This window comes from Fibrobacter sp. UWB12 (genome assembly GCF_900142485.1).
Classification (GTDB): domain Bacteria; phylum Fibrobacterota; class Fibrobacteria; order Fibrobacterales; family Fibrobacteraceae; genus Fibrobacter.
Map to the genome: position 1 here is coordinate 382772 of NZ_FRAZ01000002.1, position 19118 is coordinate 401889.

A 19118-nucleotide genomic window follows, 5' to 3' on the forward strand; every position below is an offset into this window, starting at 1 on the left:
TCACGAATATAGTTAGATTTAATTCAAATGAATTTGTCCTATCGTTCCATATTACCCATTTTAGTGTTTTTCACATTGTTCGGTGCTTTTCTTGCCGGATGTCTTGATGCACCCAACGCCCCTAGTGAACCGCAAATTGTTGAATCGATTAGCATCATGGTCAAGCAGAACAACGATTCTTTCTCGACGGTGCTTAAGGTACACCCATCCGATTCCGCGACAATCACAGCAAAAGCTACTCCAGAAAAAATCCAAGACGATATTTCATTCAATTGGTTCTATTCGAGCAACAACAAAGACAGCCTGCTCATGAGCGGAAGAACCTACTCGTTCTACCCGAACAGATCCGGCGAAGGCCTACCCAACAAGCTTACAGTCTCCGATAAAGAAGGAAACAAAAAAACTTACGAATTCACAATTGTAATAAATACTCCACCTGAAATTGCAAAGACTACAATTCCCGCCAACGGTGATACACTTTACGGATCCGTCAACTCCGCGTTCTTGTTTGAATGGTATAGCGGCGATATGGATTTAGCAAACAACGACACGCTGTTCCATATTCTCGAAATTGACGGAACGCAATACGATGTCGGTACACTTTCGCAAGTCAAGCAGTCTGGATTCAAGGCTGGCGAACACAGTTTCCGCATTATCGTTCGTGACCTTTATGGCGATGCAGACTCACTGGCGCTTAAGAAGTTCTATGTTATCGATACATTGGAGGCAAAATGAAAATTTTTAGAATTTATGCATTTGCCACATTTGCAAGTTTACTCCAGTCTTGCTTTAATTCTGATGACCACATTTTTGATGAAGCCGAAGCTATCGATATAAAGATAGACGCATCCCTTGCAAAAAACATAACGGAAGTAACATCGGGTGTCAAGGCTGATACGTTCCATGTCAATGACACTGTCTATTTCATCACGACAATCAGCCCAAACAAAATCATCAAAGTTCAAGATTACCATTGGCTCATGGACGGCAATTACTGTTCTTCGGAATATAATTTCAAGAAACAGCTCACCGAACCTGGCCATCACAAATTCACGTTTGTTCTAAAAGACCACTTTGGCGACATGCACTACGATTCACTTGATGTATGGGTCGCAGACAATCCCATTTTGAACGATAGCGTATTCACGCCTGCCAATGGTACACAAGCCATAGATCCGTTCGAAGCGATTTACTTTACTTGGAGTGCAAAAACAGAAGGAATAAAGCTCAACCATCACTACCGCTTTACATTAAGCGAACAAGACTTTGCAAACACGGATTCTAAGTTCGAAAAAATCGATACTATTCTATACGAGCCCAATTTTACATTTCACAACAAGTTAAATCAATTCAAGAAATACAACTGGTCGGTTCAAGCCTTCAACGAATACAATTTTGCTTCATCGCAAAAGATTGAAAGTTCCTTTTACACCAAAGGATTCCCCGGCGAAGGTTCTTTGCAAGCAACGGTAGATATCGGGCAGGCAATATCCGTCCCCATGCATTTATTGTTGCAAGACAAAGACGATTCCAACAAGCATTTTGATTTCGACTTCAGGCTTACATCAATAAATAACGAAATTTCGTTAGGCATCGTTTCTGCAGGAACATACCAGTTGACTCTACGTTCTGATTATTCTGATTTTGGAACTATCGAAAAAGAAGTCAAGATAAACGAAGGATTTGTCACAATTGCAAAAGATCTAAAACTTGTTGATTCTATCGCTCCGACAATCGTTTCTACAACAATGCAAGATTCACTGGACTTTGCAGACACCTTACAATTCATTGTCAAAGACGGAAGCGGCGCAATTTCAGCCCAGAACATCAGTGTGCACCTCGAAAATGAATTAATCTTTGACAGATTCTACAAAGACAGTATTCTAACGGTCGTGCTCAAAGAAACCGATAAAAGCTGGGCATACCGAATTCTTTCCATTTCAGCAACTGATGGAAGCAAGAATGTATTCAACAAGTCATTCTACATTATGCCAAGCATACTTTGGTTCACGACGAACAACGATACGACAATCTCGAGCAATGGACTCATAAACATTTTCATCCGAGAAAGCAATCCTTTCGGTTTTGCTGTTGACACCATGCAAATCTTTAATGTAACGAAAAACAAGTTCCTTATTTCAGTTCCTAACGTAAATACAAACTCATTCTCCGCAGAACTCGAAGCCTCCCTTTTCGAAGAACAGCAGACCTTAAAATCCATTGTCATTTACAAGAATGGTCTACGTCAAAGCAAGAAATGGAATCTCTATGTTAAGAAGGGGGGATTCTAATGAATTACAAAATTTTTCCTCTTTCAATAGCGTTTTGTACCGCGATTACGCTCCCGCTCATTTCTTGTTCCGATTCTGAAATTCACGCTTCGGATGTCCCCGAACTTACGCAATCGATTTTCGTTGTTCCCGAAGGCTATTACGGTGACCCTTACAATGACAAGCGTTACGCGTCTTCGGATAAGTTCTATGTCAACATCAATGAGAAAATCCGTATTTGCGGAATTTATGCGATTAACGGAGAATATGTCTCGACAGACAAGGCTATTCCCTATTACATCACGCACAAATGGAATATAGACAACAACGAAGCTAGCGCCTCTTCGATTTATTACAGTTTTGACAAAGCTGGCGTTCACGAAGTAACGTTTGAGACCATAGACCATCTTGGCGACACATTACAAACAAAAGCGACTATTTACGTAAATACGCCAACAACAATTACATTACAATCGCCCGCCAACAATTACAATCAAGCCGATGGCGATAATGAAGACGGCATTGAACTTTCATGGGGGATTTCTGGAATTGACCCTTGGGAAAACTCATACTGCACCCTTTACGCAAGCTACAACGAGAAAAAAATTTGGGATTCCCCGCTCGGAAACGTTGAATGTACAAACAGCGTCAATCTGATTGGAGAATTAAACGCCGATGTAACTGAAAAAGGCGATACCATCAACCACAGCATAGAGACATCTACCATTTATTGGGGCGTGCGAGCAACCATCAAAAACGAAACGGGGCTATTCGAACAAACGTATAGTGATGTTTTCAACTTTTCAACAAAGTTGAAAAACGACGGAGCAGCCATTGTAGAAATTCCTGTCGTAAGTCAATTCAATCCCTTCCCGGAAAAATCAAAGTTGACAGGCGCCATTCTTTCGGCAGCCGGAGATACACTTTCAAAAATTGCAGAAGACAAATCAACCACAAATATTCAAAAAACACTGAGTCCCCAATCCAACATTAAAATTGTAATCTGCGATGCAATTCGTACAGAATACGGTTGCGATTCCATGACCATCAATTTGGCACCCAATACCAAGACGATAACAGATACACTATATTTGCGAGACAAAGTCAAGCCCAACTTGACACCAGTCTACACAGACCTTCCGACAACGGCCCCCATCAAGTTCGTAATTCTCGACAACGGCTCAGGCGTTAACGGCACAAAGGTTTTAGCAACTATAAACGCAGACACGGTTCAAACAAAATACGAAAGTAACGTCGTATCGATTACGAACACTTGCCACAAGGAATGTACGCTTGTTATAAATGCCGAAGACTACGCACGCAATAAAGTACCTAATGTCTATTGGAAAATTAAAGTCAATGGTTCAGAGACTAAAATTTCCGGGCCATTTGCAAAACCGGAGGACGACAAATGATTAATATCAGAATCGCCCCCATTGCCATTTTTGTTTTACTATTCGCTCTTTACGGGAATGTTTTTGCAAAGACTCGCTATTTGCAAATTTCGACAAACCCATCTACAGTCGATCTTTACACCGGCTTGATCCAGCCCGATTTTGCAAACAAACCCGATTACGTATCCCCCGCGTTTATCCCCGTACCCGATGGACAAGACAGCATCATCGTTTCATTTTTCCATCCGAATTACGCGGACACAACAATCAACATTGCTCTTTCACCAAAAGATACTTCATTCATTATCGTTGCACTCCGTCAATCTAACGATGACGAAGAAATTGCAATGAACCAGGATATTTTAAAGCATAGAAACAGGCGCATGTTCGGAGGATTACTCAAGTGGGCCTCCATAGCACCCTTTGCCATTAGTGGAATTTCGGCGATAGTCTCGCTTTACAATATCAGCAAAGCGAACAATCACAAAAAAGCTATGGAAAATACGCGTTTCGTGAACGAACGGTACGACAAGCACATGCGTGATTTTAATGACCATCGAAGTAGCGCCCAAACAGCCAAAACGGTTTCAGGAGTTTTCTTCGCAACAGGTATAGCATTCCTCGCTGCAGGATTCGTTCTTTCATTTTAGGTAGAATATGAAAAAGATTTTCTTACTCATCGCAATGGCATTAACCGCCACATTCGCAGACCCCGAAGGTATCTTCGTCGATGTAGAACTTTTATCGGGCACTCGCCAGCGTGCTAAACTCATGGGCATCGAGAACGACACCGTAAGCCTCGGCGGCTACATCCAAAACAAATTCACAATTGTAAAGATCGCGAAGAAGCAATTCAAGAGAATTGTCGACGAAAAAGGGAACAATCTTTTGGATGAATCAACGCAAGTAAAAACAAGTGTTGCAAAGACCGAACCAAGTTCAAGTTCTATTGCCGTAAGTTCCGCTGCAGTAAGTTCGTCTGCTGTAAGTTCTGCCAAGTTGTCGAGCTCCGCAGTTTCATCAAGTTCCGTAAGCATTTCAAGTTCTTCTACTACAGTATCGTCAAGCGCCAAACAGCAAAGCGAAAGTTCCTCCAGCACAAAGAAATCCAATTACTCTAGCGAAAAAGCAACCGTAGCAAGTTCTTCAAGTGTTAGTTCTTCGAGTTCAAAATCTGCACCAAAACCCGTAAAAACAGTTCTTGTCGCCTACAGCGGAGAAGGAATTAATCAATCCGTCGTTGACCAATTCACAGGCCTTACCGCGCGATTACTGATGGAAGCCGGTGAAAATCCACAAGTCATCCGCAAGAGCGACATCAAGAACTGCGACGATAACATTTGCATTCAGAACGAACTTTCTTCTTATGGTTATAGGTCTATATACTTTGGCGACATCGTCCAAAATATCAAGACGGACAGTTTAACGCTAAACCTCACCCATGCATTCTACGAAGATTCGCTCCCGATGTTGCACAAGGCTAGTGTAAATATTTCAAGGAAAGCGGCCTTCAGCGACGCCATCACCAACAACAAATTAAAGAACCAACTTTTAGACGCTCAGGGCAAAGAAACGATTAAAACGAAAAAGAACCGTTCGTACATTCATATCGAAACCGATCCCGATGGAGCAACAATTTCTCGTTCTGAAAAAGATGCTATTTGCAAATCGCCTTGCACTTTTGTCACTTCAGATACAAGCAAATTCACAATTTATGCATACTGGGATGTCGACAGGCACCTTTGGGGAGCTAACACAAATATCACGCCACTTCCAGGTGACACTGTCCACGTTTCACTTAAACTCAAGCGAGTCGCTCCCGAAATTCGCATTTTGACATTCCCCGAAGGTGCAACCGTCTATAAGGCAAATGCGCCCATAACCAAGCGTTCCAAGGCAATCGCCAAGACCCCCGAAAAAATTCCCGTTTACAACATGGGAATAGACAGTCTCTTTATCCGCAAAGCGGGCTACAGAGATACGCTTGTCAGCTTTTTTGCGGCTCCTGTTTCGCAAATTGACTTGAGCATCGATTTGGAGAAATTAACAGACTTTGACGAAATCGAAAAACAGAACAAGTGGTTGCACGAAAAGAAAATGCAAACCATCGGTGAAGCATTTATTGGCGGAGCTGCAGGAACAGCCCTTATTGGCGGCCTGCTCATGTACTTTGCCCACTTGGACTACAACGATGCTGATGACATCAAGAAGGAACTCAGGGTTCCTGGAGCGGTCAAGGGAACAAACTACCAGAACAAAGTCAAGAAGAACAAGAAGTTAGTCGATCAAGGAGACAACAAAGCCATAGCAGGAGGAATTTTACTAGGAACAGCAGCAGCACTCCTCGGCGTCGGCCTTTACTTCTATTTCTAATTTTTCTAAATTTGCCCCAATGAAAAACACAGTCCTTAAAACAACTATTGCTTTAGCTTTTCTTTTTACCGCTTTTACATTCGCTTCTGATGTAGTTTCCGCCGACACGGCAGCAGTTGCAGCCGACACCGCGAAATCGACAGGTATCTACAACCAAATTATTGACTGGTATAACGACAACCTGAACTATGGAACGATTACGCTTTTGATGGCCATCGAAAGTTCTTTTATTCCGTTCCCGTCAGAGCTTGTTGTGCCGCCAGCCGCTTATAAAGCACTCCAACCGGGTTCTGAACTCAACATTGCACTCATTGTGTTCTTTGCGACTCTCGGTGCATTGATTGGCGCTTATATCAACTACTATCTCGCCAAGATTCTCGGACGCCCCATCATCTACAAATTCGCCGACAGCCGTCTCGGACACTTCTTGTTGCTCGACGTCGAAAAGGTCGAAAAGGCAGAAAACTACTTCCGTGAACATGGCGCCATTTCGACGTTCGTCGGACGCCTCATTACCGTAATCCGCCAGCTGATTTCTATTCCGGCAGGTCTTGCCAAGATGAAACTTGCACCGTTCACGCTTTATACGTTCCTCGGTGCAGCCATCTGGAACTGCGTCTTAGCACTGCTCGGCTATTTTGCCCACGGACAAAAAGACATCATCGAAAAGTACAACTCCGAACTTGCCATCGCATTGCTCGGTTTCGGAGTGCTCTTCATCGGTTACATGGTTTGGAACGCCATGAAGCCAAAGAAAAAGTGAGGGCAGTCTTTAGTAGTTAGTTATTAGTCATCAGCTTTAAGTTCGGCGCTTTCAGCGCACCTATATAACTAATGACTAACGACCAATAACCAATGACTAAAAATTGCAATTTTTGACGCAGCGGTTGTCTCTAAATTCGGCTTCGAAAACAAGTTTGCCAAAGCTGTAGCGGCGGTATGCACCATTGCGGATGCCATGAACAAAGCTCATGTCCTCTTGAATCAAGCCCATTTCATCGAACGCTTTAAAGACACCGTGAATCTGCCCGTTTTCGTAAGGAATCTGGCGACGAAGCTTTCCATTTTCGTCCCATGTTTCCGAAACGCCATTCAAAATGCCGCGACGATACGACTCGCGGTTTTTCTTTTTTCCGTTTGGGTAATAGATGGTGCTGTAACCTTCTTCTTCACCTTCCAGATAGCCTATGGTTTCATGGAGTTTTCCATTTTCGTCGTACGAACGCATAACCCCATCAATCTTGCCATTCCTGTAAGGGACTTCAATCGCCAATGTTCCATTCTTGTGGTAAGATAGCGATACGCCCTCGCGCACGTCGGTACCCTTCAAAACCGTGTAAATTCGCGATATTCGGCCGTCTTCATACGTCGTGCGAACGGTATCTAAAGCAGGTGTAGCAGTTTGAGGCGCCGCCATTGCAGTGCCACATATCACAAAACTCGTAAAAATAGCGAAAAAAAGCGTTTTCATTACATTATAATGTAGCATAATCAATTCAGATTATGTATTTTGTGAGCGTCATGAACGTTACTTTTTTAAATCCCCCCTTCCACCCGATGTTCAGTCGGGAATCTAGATCCCCGTGTGTTACGAAGTCCAGTACGCTTTACTGGCCAATGTTTTTGAGCTATGCTGCCGGCGTTTGTGAGGCCGACGGTAACGAAATCCAGCTGATTGACAGCCCCGCCATGGAACTTGACCTCGCGCAGACGCTCGAAGGCATCAAGAAGTTCGGCCCGGAACTCGTTATTTGCAGCACTAGCACCCCGAGTATTTTGAATGACCTCAAGGTTGTCCACGCCATCAAGCAGGAAATGCCGAACGTGAAGGTGGCCATCATGGGTACGCACGCGACCGCCGAGCCGCTCGAATCCATGGAAATGGAACCGTCTTTGGACTATGTGGTGATTGGTGAAGCCGACTACACCTGTAGGAACCTTGTCCGTGCCCTCCGTGGCGATGGCGCTCCGGTCGGTCAGTTCGCTGGTCTTGCTTACCGCACTGCCGAAGGCAAGGTGGACTTCCAACCCGAAGGCCCGAAGATTGAAAACCTGAACGAAATTCCGTGGGTCTCGAAGGTCTACCGCAAGCACCTTTACAGCTGCTACAAGAAGTATTTCTATGGTGCAAACCTGAACCCGCTTATCGTGATTTTGTCTGGCCGTGGCTGCCCGAACCACTGCAGCTACTGCGTGATTCCGCAGACGCTCAACGGCCACAAGTTCCGCCGCCGCGATCCGAAGGACGTTGTCGACGAACTCCAGTACATCAAGGAAAACTTTGAAGATTTAGGCGAAGTTTTCTTTGAAGACGATACGTTTACGGCAAGCCACGAACACGTGCGCCAGATTTGCAACTTGATTCTTGAACGTGGTCTCAAGATTACTTGGAGCTGCAACGCCCGCGCCGATGTACCGCTCGATTTGCTCAAGCTCATGAAGAAGGCCGGTGGCCGCGAAATGTGCGTAGGCTTTGAAAGTGCCTCCCCCGAGGTTCTCGAAAAGATCCACAAGGGCGTGAAGAACACGGACAAGGCAATTGAATTTACGAAGAATGCCCGCAAGGCAGGACTCCTCGTTCACGGATGCTTCATGGTCGGTAACCCGGGCGACACGCCGGAAACGCTCCGCATGACGCTCGACTACGCCAAGAAGCTGAACCCGAACACAGCCCAGTTCTACCCCATCATGGCATACCCTGGCACCGAAGCTTACAAGGAAGCTCTCGCCAGTGGCGCTTTGAAGTCGAAGGATTACAGCCAGTGGCTCGACAAGGACGGATTCCACCGTACCACGATCCAGCGAGGCGAACTCACGAGCCAAGCTCTCGTGGACTTCTGCGACAAGGCCCGCCGTGAATTCTACCTGCGTCCAAGCTACATCTTCCATCAGGGCATCATGGCCATCAAGAACCCGCGTGAACGTTACCGCGTTCTCCGTGGATTCGGCACGCTTGTGAAGCACTTGTTCAGAAAGCATGGCGAGCTCGCCCCAGTCGCGAGACAAGCTCCGACAATTAAGGAATAGTGCGGCGTCGCCGCAGTCACTAGAATGCGAAAAAACGCCGACGAAACGTAAAAGGAACTGCCGACGATTTTAAAACGACTCGCAATAATGCGGGTCGTTTTTTTTGCGAGATTCTTGTACACATTTTTGTTATTTTTTTCACAAACAAATTTTCCCGTAACAGAGGCCTTATGATTTGCAAAAAATGCGGAAGAGAATACGAAGACGACATGCCCCAATGCCTATGGTGCGATGCGCCAAACGAAAGTTTGTCTTCGCAAGACGAATGTGAGACCTCATCCGCAGATTCCGAAGCGCAAGAAGAAGCCTACAAGGAATCGCTCAAAGAACTCGTCGACCCAGAACTTGAACGAGCTTTCGACGACAACGTACGACGCGGAAAGAGCGCCATCTCGTGGACAAAGTTCCAAATGGTTCTAAACGTCATTTTCTTTTTCGTAGAAGTAAAGACATTCGGCGCAATTGCGGCATTTTATGGAAGCTATAAAGTAAATGCCCCTATACCAAGAGAAGTCAATCTTGCTGTATGGACCTTAATCGTATTTTTTATGGCCAGCGCAATTCCCTTTTGCGTTTTCATCGGCAAAAATTTGCTTTGGATTTATCATGCTCATAAAGAACAAAACAAATTCTCAGAGACACAATTTTCTCCGTGGGGAGCAACCATCTGCTACTACCTGCCCATTGCAAATTACTTTATCTTTAAAACACTAATAGATAATCAATATGACACCATGAAATCAATGGGTATAAAAGCCCAAGCTGTTCCAAACAAATTGCTTACGTGGTTTTTATTATTCAACATCGCAACACCTATTTTTAATTATATCTGTTTAAGGAACTTCAATACCCCCGTCCTATTTATCAGTACGGTTTTGTGGTTTATCCTTACCATTTTATACATCAAGCTCATCAGAGTCGCAACTGCAAACGAGCAGGCCGTACACGACCAGCTGGAGAACAATCGCATCAACAAAAAAGTTGAAGAGATCATTGCCCAGCGCGATGTAAATCAGCAGAACACAGAGCAAACTTAAAAGATTCTCTAAAATTCGAGAGTGACCCGCCCTAAAGCGGGCCATTTTTTTTACACAAAGCAGAGCGAAACAACGCCCACACTTTACTTCAGCCGATTGAACTTTTTCATTTCTTTGTCCAAAAAAGTATCGACGTACTTGGCATAAATGAGCGTTGTGTCGAGATTGCGGTGGCCCAGCAATTTGCTTGTCGCTGGGAGCGGAATGCCAATGGTAATGCACGTTGTTGCAAATGTATGTCGCGCCAAGTGGCAATGGATATGCTTGTAATATCCTAGCTTTTTAGCCGCCTTGCGAAGCGTGCGATTGAAAGACGCATTATCAATGACATGGAAAATGCGCCCAGACGTTAGCGGATTCGAAAGCAATAACCGTGCCTGCACAGGAATCGGGATGTACACGGCCTCCCCTGTCTTATGCATTTGCTTTCGAATTTTCCAGTCGAAAATTTCCGAGGCATCAAGCGTACGCAAGTCCCCGTAACGGAGCCCAGTAAAACAGCTGAACAAGAACACGCGCATCACGTCATCTTCTGCCCGCGTCAAAGCGACATGCGACTCCATGTAACTCAAATAAAGATGTTTCAGCTCACGCAGCGTTAAAAATCCACGATGCGAATACGCACGCCTAATTTTCACTTTTTCAAACGTGTCGCAATTGATGACTCCATCCGCCTTCATCTTATTGCAAAAAACGCGAAGTACCGAAAGCGCCTTGACAACAGTAGCCTCCTTGTTCCGCAAGGATTCCAGATGTTGTTTAAAGTCCCGCACAAAATCCGGCGTTAAATCTTTGCACTCCAGCCCAGGGCAAAAATATTCAATTTTCTTCAAATTCCAGTAATACGTGCGTACCGTGAGCGGCGCCAATTCATCGGAACTTTTGTTCAAATAATCCAATGCATAGTCTATAAAACGCATAAAGCCTCCATGTTAAAATTGGAGGCAGAAATTAACAAAGAATATTTAATGACGAACTTTCGCAGAACGGATTATTTTTTCACAAACCGCAGAATCAACTAAATCGGGGCGATAATTAAATTCTACAAACAAAGGAATAGGCTTGCTGAATATTGAAGTAGAACGGTTAGCATGAATAACAACGGTTCGATGAACTGATATAGCACCATGGAATATACTCATAGAATCGAGGCGGGCGAACGTCATAAAGCCTTTCTCTTTGCATTTTTTATTGGTCGGTTTGCCGTGATTTGTGGACTCGCCATCATAAAACGACATAATGCGATTGTCAAAAGAATCCTTGATATAACGAACGTTCCATCCGCTATTGGATTCAGACGGTTCATCATCGACAGAATAGCCTTCGGGCAGTTCGAGCTGGTAATAAGAAGCGCGATACACATTTTTGCCATCAGCAACAGGATCCTCGTTCGAATTGGAACAGGAAATCAAAAGGACAGCAAATGCAAATAAAAGGAGAAGAATATTTTTCATTGTTTAAAATTCCTCTTCGGTACAATCAAGCACAGCATCAATATCGCGATTAATGCGTTTCATAAGGCTATCCGCAGGCAATTGTTCCGGCGTTTTTGATTTTACGACTTTGGATTTTGCCGTTTGCCCTTTGCATTTGGGTTCAGTAACTTCGCGCAACGGCTGCCAATCAGAACAAGCATAACCTGAAACATGCATTCCTTGGAAATCACTTAAAAGAGGCGTCAAAATGCGCATTTCCTGCCATTTCCCTTTGAAAAGATTGCTTCTCGTAAACAAGCTCCCAGTTCCCCACAAATTATTGACAGTCGTAGTTTCGGTTTTTCCCAAAAGCGATTTCACATTCTTTATTTTCGATTCATCTAGCTTCTTTTCTTCGCCGGGATTCACATAAGAAATGGGGAACTCGCTAATTTTGCCATCAACCCTCAATTGAACAAATCCATCATAATCAATTGCAGCCTGGATTGGAGAAATCACAAATTCGTCTTCTAGATATTTTGAACGCGAATGATAAGTAAAATCAAACGCTTGCGGAACATCGTTTTTACTGTAATGAATATTTAATTTGTATAGTTTCGAACAATTATGAGGCGGTCTTGGAGGCTGTTCCATCTGACATTTTTTCAAAAGTCTTTCTTTAAACGGTTTATCTTCCATAGCCATTAACAAATCAACGACATCTGTTTTTTCAGCATATTTTCCATTCCATCCGATTTCACAAGATTCGTCGATGTGAAATGAGCCTTTGTATTCATCACCCATAAAGCAATCGGCAAGAAACAGGTATTTTCCGTTTTTTTCAAAGAAGTCTTGGTCCGCTGACACAGCAGGCAAAAGTTCGATATCTTTTACTAACGTTTGAATATCCTTTATATGCAAGTTGCGCAACTTAGACATTGTTACGCCTCCCAAAGAATCATTATCAGGCGTATAAATGCTGCACAAATAATTTTTGTTATAGCTGTGGATTTTTGCAGAACGGATTATGTTTTCGCAAATTGTGGTATCTACTTGATCGGGATAATAAATGAATTCTATTGATACAGGGAAACACCATGAGCCACTTTTCTTCAAACAGCTCCGTTCAGACCAAATATAAACAGAGCGAACTTTGGTTTTTACGCCATCAATAACCCTTACGGCATCATGTCTTCCGATCTCACTAAATTCATTCGGATTTTCAGGATGCGAAAACTTTACCGGATACCAATCATGCCAAAACCACGATGGGGTAAAAGTCATGAGCGTATCCCCTAAAGGAGTTCTAATGTGACAAAACTCATAATCAGGAAAACTGTCCACGGAATACCCTTTAGGCAAAGCTAAACGAAAAGCATTCGTAACATAATAGTTCTTTGCAGCAACGGGAAATTCATTTGATTTTGAGTGGGCAACAGGATCCTCGTTCGTTTTTGAACAGGAAACAAAAAGGACGGCAAAAAGGATTGCGGCAAAAGCGCTTATGAATTTCGGAGACAGCTTCATCGTAGTATAAACTACATAAATTAACGCGCCGATGGAAAAAAAATAGCCTATGGAGTTTGTCCATAGGCGTTTTTAAAGGAGATGCCCGCCTTCGCGGGCATGACAAGCCTACTTCGCAACTTTGGCGAAGGCCTTTTCAAGCTTCGTCAAAGCTTCGTCGCATTCAGCGGCAGAGACGTTCAGCGGCGGGAGCAAACGGAGCACGTTGCCCTTAGCGCTGAGAACCATCATGCCTTCGTCGCGAGCGGCAGCAATCACGTTGCCGACCGGGAGCGATTCGTCGAGAGCGAGGCCGAGAATAAGACCTTCACCACGCACGCCCTTCACTGCCGAGAACTTAGCAGCAATCGCTTCGAGGCCAGCCTTGAGCTGAGCGGAGCGAGCTTCGACATTGGCGAGGAATTCCGGCTTTGCAATCTGGTTCACGACAGCGAGACCCACTGCGCAAGCAACCGGGTTACCGCCAAACGTCGTGCCATGATCGCCTGCCTTGAGCTGATCAGCAACCTTCTGGCGGAGGAGCACAGCACCGAGCGGGAGACCGCCGCCAAGAGCCTTGGCAAGCGACACGAGGTCAGCGTCAATGCCATGCTTCTGGAGGCCAAGGAATGTGCCGAGACGGCCCATACCTGCCTGGACTTCGTCGACAATCACGAGGCAGCCGAATTCTTTCTTGAGGCTGTTGATTGCAGCGACCATTTCATCGGACACGGTCATCACGCCGCCTTCGGCAGCGAGAGATTCGAGCATGATAGCGCAAGTGTCGCTGTTGACTTCGGCCTTGAGGGCTGCGACATCGTTCCAAGGAACGTGAACAAAGTCACCCGGCATGGAACCGAAGCCTTCGCGGATGGCCGGCTGACCCGTTGCAGAAAGGGCTGCAAACGTACGACCGTGGAAGCTGTTGATGAACGTCACGATCTTCTGGCGGTTCTTTTCACCCTTGCGATCGAAATACTTACGTGCAAACTTGATGCAACCTTCGTTAGCTTCGGTACCGGAGTTGCAGAAGAATGCCTTGTCGAAACCCGTTGCAGCGAGTAGAGCCTTAGCGAGGTTCACCTGCGGGTAGTTCGGATAAAGGTTCGAAATGTGGAAGAAGCTGTCCATCTGTTCTTCGACAGCCTTCTTGATAGCTGCGTTCTGGTGGCCGAGAGCGTTCACGGCGATGCCAGCGACAAAGTCAAGATACTTCTTGCCGTTCTTGTCGAACAAGTAAGAACCTTCGCCACGGACAAATTCAATATTGGCCTTGCCATAAAGCGGGGCGATAAACTGCTTGTCTTCTTCAAAAACGGAATTAGCCAAGGATTGTGCCATAGTTCAGTTCTCCATTAATTTGTTTTACAAAGTGGTCGGCATCCTTCCAGCCGACAATGTGAATGCTCTTGAGACCGCGAGAAATGCTCTTGAAACTTTCGCGGACCTTCGGAATCATACCGCCGTTAATAACGCCAGAAGCAATGAGGGATTCGCTTGCTTCCTCCGTGAGTTCAGGAATGACAGTCTTGGTATCGTCCATCACTCCCGGAACATCGCTCACCAGCACGAACTGGTCAGCATGGAGCGCCACAGCCAGTTCGCTTGCGGCGGTATCGGCATTCACGTTCCAGCTCACAGCCTTGCCGTTTTCGTCAGGACCGATGGAAATCGGGCTTACGACAGGAACAAAGCCAGCGGACCAAAGCGTTTCCACAATCTTCGGATTGACCTTCTTGACTTCACCCACGAGGCCAAGATCCACCTTGCCCTGCTTCTTGACCACTTCAAACAACTTGCCATCGACACCACTGAGGCCGACAGCGCTACAATTGTTTTCGAGGAGCATTCGCACGAGCTTCTTGTTGACGTGTCCCGAGAGCGTCATTTCGACCATCTTCATGATAGAAGGCGTCGTGACTCGGAGACCGTCGATAAAGGTGGGTTGTTCTCGGAGCAAGGAGATGTTCTCGTTGATGTCCTTGCCACCGCCGTGCACCACGGCCACTTGGCAGCCCATAGCCGGAAGCTTGCTGACTGCCGCCACAAAATCGGCCAACTTGGCTTCGTCGATTGCCAAGCTGCCACCAATTTTTACAACCACTTTTTTCATCGTTTACGATGTCCTCTTCATTTTCAGGCGAAAGGCGAGCACCATTGCCCGGATTAGCCCGAAAAATTTAAAGCAAATGTAGAAATAGTAGGAAGTAGACGGTAGGCTGTAGGCAGAGATTATTCTGTATTTTTTATGATTTCTACCACCAACGCTTTGACACAGGAAAATGGAACAAGGCAACTCCAAAATAAAGCCTGAAACCTTTTTTCAAATCGTAGGTGTCCAAAAACGAATAGGAATAAGAAGCCGTCACTCTAACAAAAAAAGGAATTTCGATGTTTACATCACCATGCACACGGAAATAAAATTTCTGATTAGGCTTAAAAGCAAACCAATCTGTATTATAACCGATTCCGACCGAAATAGGGACATATTCACGCACGACATAGAATTCCAATGTGGGATTTAATAGCACCGCCATAGCATAATATACACGGAGTTCATGACTAGATGGATCAAAGAAATCATAGATCGCAATCGGTATAGCAATCGTATGCAAGAGAAAGGCAGCACCAATTCTTGTGACAGAATCTTTAGTGTCATTAACCAAATGAAAATTAAACGACTGACCATTCAAATACAATCCGTCGGCAATTTTTACGCCGCCCCACAACCCCAAATTATAATCGTCTTTATTGATACTAAAACTGAGCGGCAAAATAGTCCCCTCTGACGAGACCAAATCACGCATCCAGCCTGACCACCCACCAGAAGGTGAAGCAAAAGAGAACGAGCAAAATAGGATTATAAGGCAGACAAATTTACGCATTTGAATGAGAATATATAAAAACATGTTGTTGGTTAGGAGTTAGGAGATACTAGTTATTAGTTGTTGGTTATTGCCAATGACTATTGACCATTGACTAATGGCCAAACCCCATTTTTTTCCATTTTCCTTTACTTTTTTCACCCTGCGAGCGTAATTTTTTTATATCTTTTGGGAAAACCTAACCAATATAAGAGGTATTTTATGGCAATTACAAAAGTTTGGCTCGATGAATCCAGCGACGAATGCGTCTCCTGCGGCGCTTGCGAAGCAACTTGCGATGCAGTCTTCTCCGTTCCGGAAAAGATGGTCGTTAAGGAAGGCGTAGACTTCTCCGCTTACGAAAACGAAATCAAGGACGCTGCAGAAAGCTGCCCGGCTGGCGTCATCAAGTTCTCGTAATTTCGAGCATTTAGGCAAAGTTGTCGCGGAATCCGCGATGTAACGAAGCTTTGCTTATCTTGTGAGACTTAACACAAAAACAGCACTCGATTCTATCGAGTGCTGTTTTCGTTTGTTTTGAAAGGGGATGCCGAAAAGGTGACCCCGGCACAAAGGCCGGGGTGACATCTTTACCGGCTAGAAACCGTTGCACAACTTCGTTGTGCAAGGCTCGGCGATTTGCCAATGCAGACGTGCAAGCACGTCTGCGCTGTCAAATCTTAGAAGCCTTTGTTGCGCTACTTACGTAGCGCAAAAAGTACGCCTCGGTCATGGCAACTCGAGCAAGCCCGGTTGCCGCGACACTCGGCTAAAATCCCTTTTTCATCGACTTGAGGAGGGCGTTCAGCTTGGCGGGCTGGGCGGCCTGCGGCTTCTTCTGAGCAAAGCCCGGGCGTTCCTTACCGGCAATCTTGTTCTTGAGGTCGGCAATCGTTGCATGGCCCTGGATGCCGCCCTGGGGACGAGCACCACCGTCGCGGTGACCAACACCACGCGGGCCTCCCACGCGCTGACCGCGAGGACCGTTTGCGCCAGCACCGGCAACACCGTCCGTCTGTTCCTGCTTCATGGAAAGGCTGATGCGCTTCTGGTTAGCATCGACAGCAACCACGCGGACCTTCACCACGTCACCGACCGTAAGCACGTCCTTGGCGTCCGTCACATACTTGTCGCTGATTTCTGAAATGTGAACGAGACCGTCCTGATGCACACCGATGTCCACGAAAGCACCGAAGTTAGCAACGTTGGTCACGACACCTTCCATCCAGCTACCCGTCACAAGGTCGTTGATGGTCTTGATGCGGTCATCGAACTTAGCATAACGGAATTCCTTACGCGGGTCGCGGCTCGGCTTCTGGAGTTCCTTCACGATATCTTCCAAGGTAGCACGACCGACTTCGTCGGAGAGGAATTCATCGAGCTTGATGCCCTTGACGGCTTCGGCATTACCAACCATTTCCTTGACCGGAACGCCGACCTTTTCAGCCATCTTTTCGACGAGAGCGTAGTTTTCAGGATGCACGGCGGAATCGTCGAGCGGATTTTCAGCACCCGGGATACGCATAAAGCCTGCGGCCTGTTCGAATGCCTTCGGGCCAAAGCCCTTGACCTTCTTCAAATCTTCACGGCTTGCATAAGCGCCGTTTTCTTCGCGGTACTTCACAATAGCTTCAGAAAGCGTGTTGCTGAGGCCTGCCACGTGAGAGAGGAGCGGAGCAGAAGCGCTGTTCACGTCGACACCGACCATGTTCACGCAGCTTTCCACAACTTCGTCCAAGCGCTTCTTGAGTTCGCGCTGGTTCACGTCATGCTGGTACTGACCCACGCCAATGGACTGCGGATCAACCTTGACAAGTTCAGCGAGCGGGTCCTGCAAACGGCGGCCAATGGAAATAGCGCCACGAGTCGTCACGTCTTCCTTCGGGAATTCGGCGATAGCGATCATGCTTGCGCTATAGACAGATGCACCGGCTTCGGAGACGATAACGCGCGGCGGAACCTTGCCCTTGAACTTGAGAGCCATTTCACCACAGAAAGCGTCCGTTTCGCGGCTAGCCGTACCGTTACCGATAGCGATGAGGTCAATCTGATACTTGTCGATGAGGCTCATCAGATAAACTGCGGCACCGGCCTTGTCGTTCCACGGTTCATGCGGCTTGATGATGCCATGATCCATGAACTTGCCGTTCTTGTCGAGCACAGCGACCTTGCAACCCGTACGGAAACCCGGGTCAAGAGCGAGCACAGCCTTGTGGCCTGCCGGAGCGGCGAGCAAAACATCCTGGAGGTTCTTGGAGAACACCTTGAAAGCTTCTTCTTCGGCGGCGTCCTTGAGGAGGAGGCGCACTTCGCTTTCCATGCTCGGCTGGAGCAAGCGTTCCCAAGCGTCCTTGCACATATCTTCGAGGTACGGCTTCCAGACAGAGTCGTGCTTGATGACCTGATTCTGGAGATAACCGATCATTTCTTCGTTCGGGACTTCGATGGAGAGGCGGAGCACCTTTTCCTTTTCGCCACGACGGAGAGCGAGCATACGATGGCTCGGAATCTTGCCGACCGGTTCGCTAAAGTCGTAGTAATCCTTGAACTTGGTTTCTTGCTTTTCGAAATCCTTCTTGACCTTGGAAACCATGACGCCAGTCTTTTCGACCTTATTGCGGAGATACTGACGGAATTCTGCGTTGTCTGCAACTTCTTCGGCGAGGATGTCTGCAGCACCCTTGAGGGCTGCACGCGGGTCTGCAAGGCCCTTTTCTTCGGACAAATAAATGCGTGCGATTTCTTCGGCCGTGTTTCCGGTATTTTCCTGAGCCCACATCAAGCGAGCGAGCGGTTCCAAGCCAAGTTCCTTTGCGATAGTTGCGCGAGTACGCTTCTTCGGCTTGAACGGAGCGTAAATATCTTCGAGAAGAGTCTTGTCCTTGCAAGCTTCGATCTGAGCCTTGAGTTCCGGCGTGAGCTTGCCCTGTTCCTCGATGCTCTTGAGGATCGTTTCCTTGCGGTCCACAAGTTCCTGGAGGTAGTCGCGACGGTGGCTAATGTCGCGGAGTTCAATTTCGTTCAATGTACCCGTCTGGTCCTTACGGTAACGGGCGATAAAGGGGATCGTGCCCCCTTGGTCCATAAGTTCGAGCGCCTTAGATACGCGCCACACTTCAAGATTCAGCTCTTCAGCAATAATCGCAGAAAAATCCATTTGAGATTCCTACTTGTAGATTCCGTTTCCGGATTTGGGGTCCACCGAGCCATACACCCCTCATTGGATAGCACA

At 46.3% G+C, this 19118-nt stretch carries 17 protein-coding genes; 9 read left to right on the forward strand and 8 right to left on the reverse strand.

What is annotated here, in order from left to right; translation table 11 throughout:
* Positions 1-27 precede the first annotated feature (27 nt).
* From BUA34_RS04125 to BUA34_RS04150, 6 genes are read left to right on the forward strand one after another with little or no spacing between them, the layout of a single operon-like run.
* Positions 28-735, forward strand: a complete 708-nt coding sequence (locus BUA34_RS04125; protein WP_072827470.1) for a hypothetical protein — start codon at positions 28-30, stop codon at positions 733-735.
* Positions 732-2291 carry a hypothetical protein gene (locus BUA34_RS04130; RefSeq protein WP_072827471.1) on the forward strand — a complete coding sequence of 520 codons (1560 nt, stop codon included), beginning with the start codon at positions 732-734 and terminating at the stop codon, positions 2289-2291. The genes BUA34_RS04125 and BUA34_RS04130 overlap by 4 nt, the downstream gene beginning before the upstream one ends.
* Complete coding sequence (locus tag BUA34_RS04135; protein WP_072827472.1) at positions 2291-3685, forward strand: hypothetical protein; 1395 nt, start codon at positions 2291-2293, stop codon at positions 3683-3685. The genes BUA34_RS04130 and BUA34_RS04135 overlap by 1 nt, the downstream gene beginning before the upstream one ends.
* On the forward strand, positions 3682-4314 hold the full coding sequence (locus tag BUA34_RS04140) for a hypothetical protein (RefSeq protein ID WP_072827473.1): 633 nt from the start codon (positions 3682-3684) through the stop codon (positions 4312-4314). Before BUA34_RS04135 ends, BUA34_RS04140 begins: the two co-directional genes overlap by 4 nt.
* A gap of 7 nt (positions 4315-4321) precedes the next feature.
* Positions 4322-6037: a hypothetical protein gene (locus BUA34_RS04145; protein WP_072827474.1), complete on the forward strand. Its 1716-nt coding sequence runs from the start codon at positions 4322-4324 to the stop codon at positions 6035-6037.
* 19 nt (positions 6038-6056) lie between these two features.
* Entirely contained in the window at positions 6057-6800 is a 744-nt protein-coding gene (locus BUA34_RS04150) for a DedA family protein (protein WP_072827475.1), read from the forward strand.
* A gap of 96 nt (positions 6801-6896) precedes the next feature.
* On the opposite strand, the gene BUA34_RS04155 is transcribed toward BUA34_RS04150, so the two are convergent.
* Positions 6897-7454, reverse strand: coding sequence for a toxin-antitoxin system YwqK family antitoxin (locus BUA34_RS04155; RefSeq protein ID WP_254794320.1), 558 nt, complete (start codon positions 7452-7454; stop codon positions 6897-6899).
* Between the two features lie 104 nt (positions 7455-7558).
* On the opposite strand from BUA34_RS04155, the gene BUA34_RS04160 reads away from it, so the two are divergent.
* Positions 7559-9064 carry a B12-binding domain-containing radical SAM protein gene (locus tag BUA34_RS04160; RefSeq protein WP_072827646.1) on the forward strand — a complete coding sequence of 502 codons (1506 nt, stop codon included), beginning with the start codon at positions 7559-7561 and terminating at the stop codon, positions 9062-9064.
* A gap of 170 nt (positions 9065-9234) precedes the next feature.
* Positions 9235-10101 carry a hypothetical protein gene (locus BUA34_RS04165; RefSeq protein WP_072827477.1) on the forward strand — a complete coding sequence of 289 codons (867 nt, stop codon included), beginning with the start codon at positions 9235-9237 and terminating at the stop codon, positions 10099-10101.
* Positions 10102-10184: 83 nt separating this feature from the next.
* Here the strand turns inward: BUA34_RS04165 and BUA34_RS04170 are convergent, their stop codons facing one another.
* The 6 genes from BUA34_RS04170 to BUA34_RS04195 all read right to left on the reverse strand — a co-directional run bounded on the left by BUA34_RS04170 (position 10185) and on the right by BUA34_RS04195 (position 15829).
* Positions 10185-11021, reverse strand: a complete 837-nt coding sequence (locus BUA34_RS04170; protein WP_072827478.1) for a site-specific integrase — start codon at positions 11019-11021, stop codon at positions 10185-10187.
* A 45-nt stretch (positions 11022-11066) separates the two neighbouring features.
* Complete coding sequence (locus BUA34_RS04175; protein WP_072827479.1) at positions 11067-11555, reverse strand: hypothetical protein; 489 nt, start codon at positions 11553-11555, stop codon at positions 11067-11069.
* Positions 11556-11558: 3 nt separating this feature from the next.
* Entirely contained in the window at positions 11559-13043 is a 1485-nt protein-coding gene (locus BUA34_RS04180) for a hypothetical protein (RefSeq protein WP_072827480.1), read from the reverse strand.
* Positions 13044-13151: 108 nt separating this feature from the next.
* A complete protein-coding gene (locus BUA34_RS04185) occupies positions 13152-14363 on the reverse strand; it encodes an aspartate aminotransferase family protein (RefSeq protein WP_072827481.1) in 1212 nt (403 codons plus the stop codon).
* Complete coding sequence (argB, locus tag BUA34_RS04190) at positions 14344-15135, reverse strand: acetylglutamate kinase (RefSeq protein WP_072827482.1); 792 nt, start codon at positions 15133-15135, stop codon at positions 14344-14346. The genes BUA34_RS04185 and argB overlap by 20 nt, the downstream gene beginning before the upstream one ends.
* Positions 15136-15277: 142 nt before the next feature.
* A complete protein-coding gene (locus BUA34_RS04195; protein WP_139255869.1) occupies positions 15278-15829 on the reverse strand; it encodes a hypothetical protein in 552 nt (183 codons plus the stop codon).
* Positions 15830-16108: 279 nt separating this feature from the next.
* Here BUA34_RS04195 and BUA34_RS04200 point away from each other — a divergent pair, with 279 nt between their 5' ends.
* Complete coding sequence (locus tag BUA34_RS04200; RefSeq protein WP_072827484.1) at positions 16109-16306, forward strand: ferredoxin; 198 nt, start codon at positions 16109-16111, stop codon at positions 16304-16306.
* Between the two features lie 349 nt (positions 16307-16655).
* Here BUA34_RS04200 and BUA34_RS04205 read toward each other — a convergent pair whose 3' ends face one another.
* The gene (locus tag BUA34_RS04205) at positions 16656-19043 is read right to left on the reverse strand and encodes a Tex family protein (RefSeq protein ID WP_072827485.1); all 2388 of its coding nucleotides are present in this window, start codon (positions 19041-19043) and stop codon (positions 16656-16658) included.
* Positions 19044-19118: the final 75 nt, after the last annotated feature.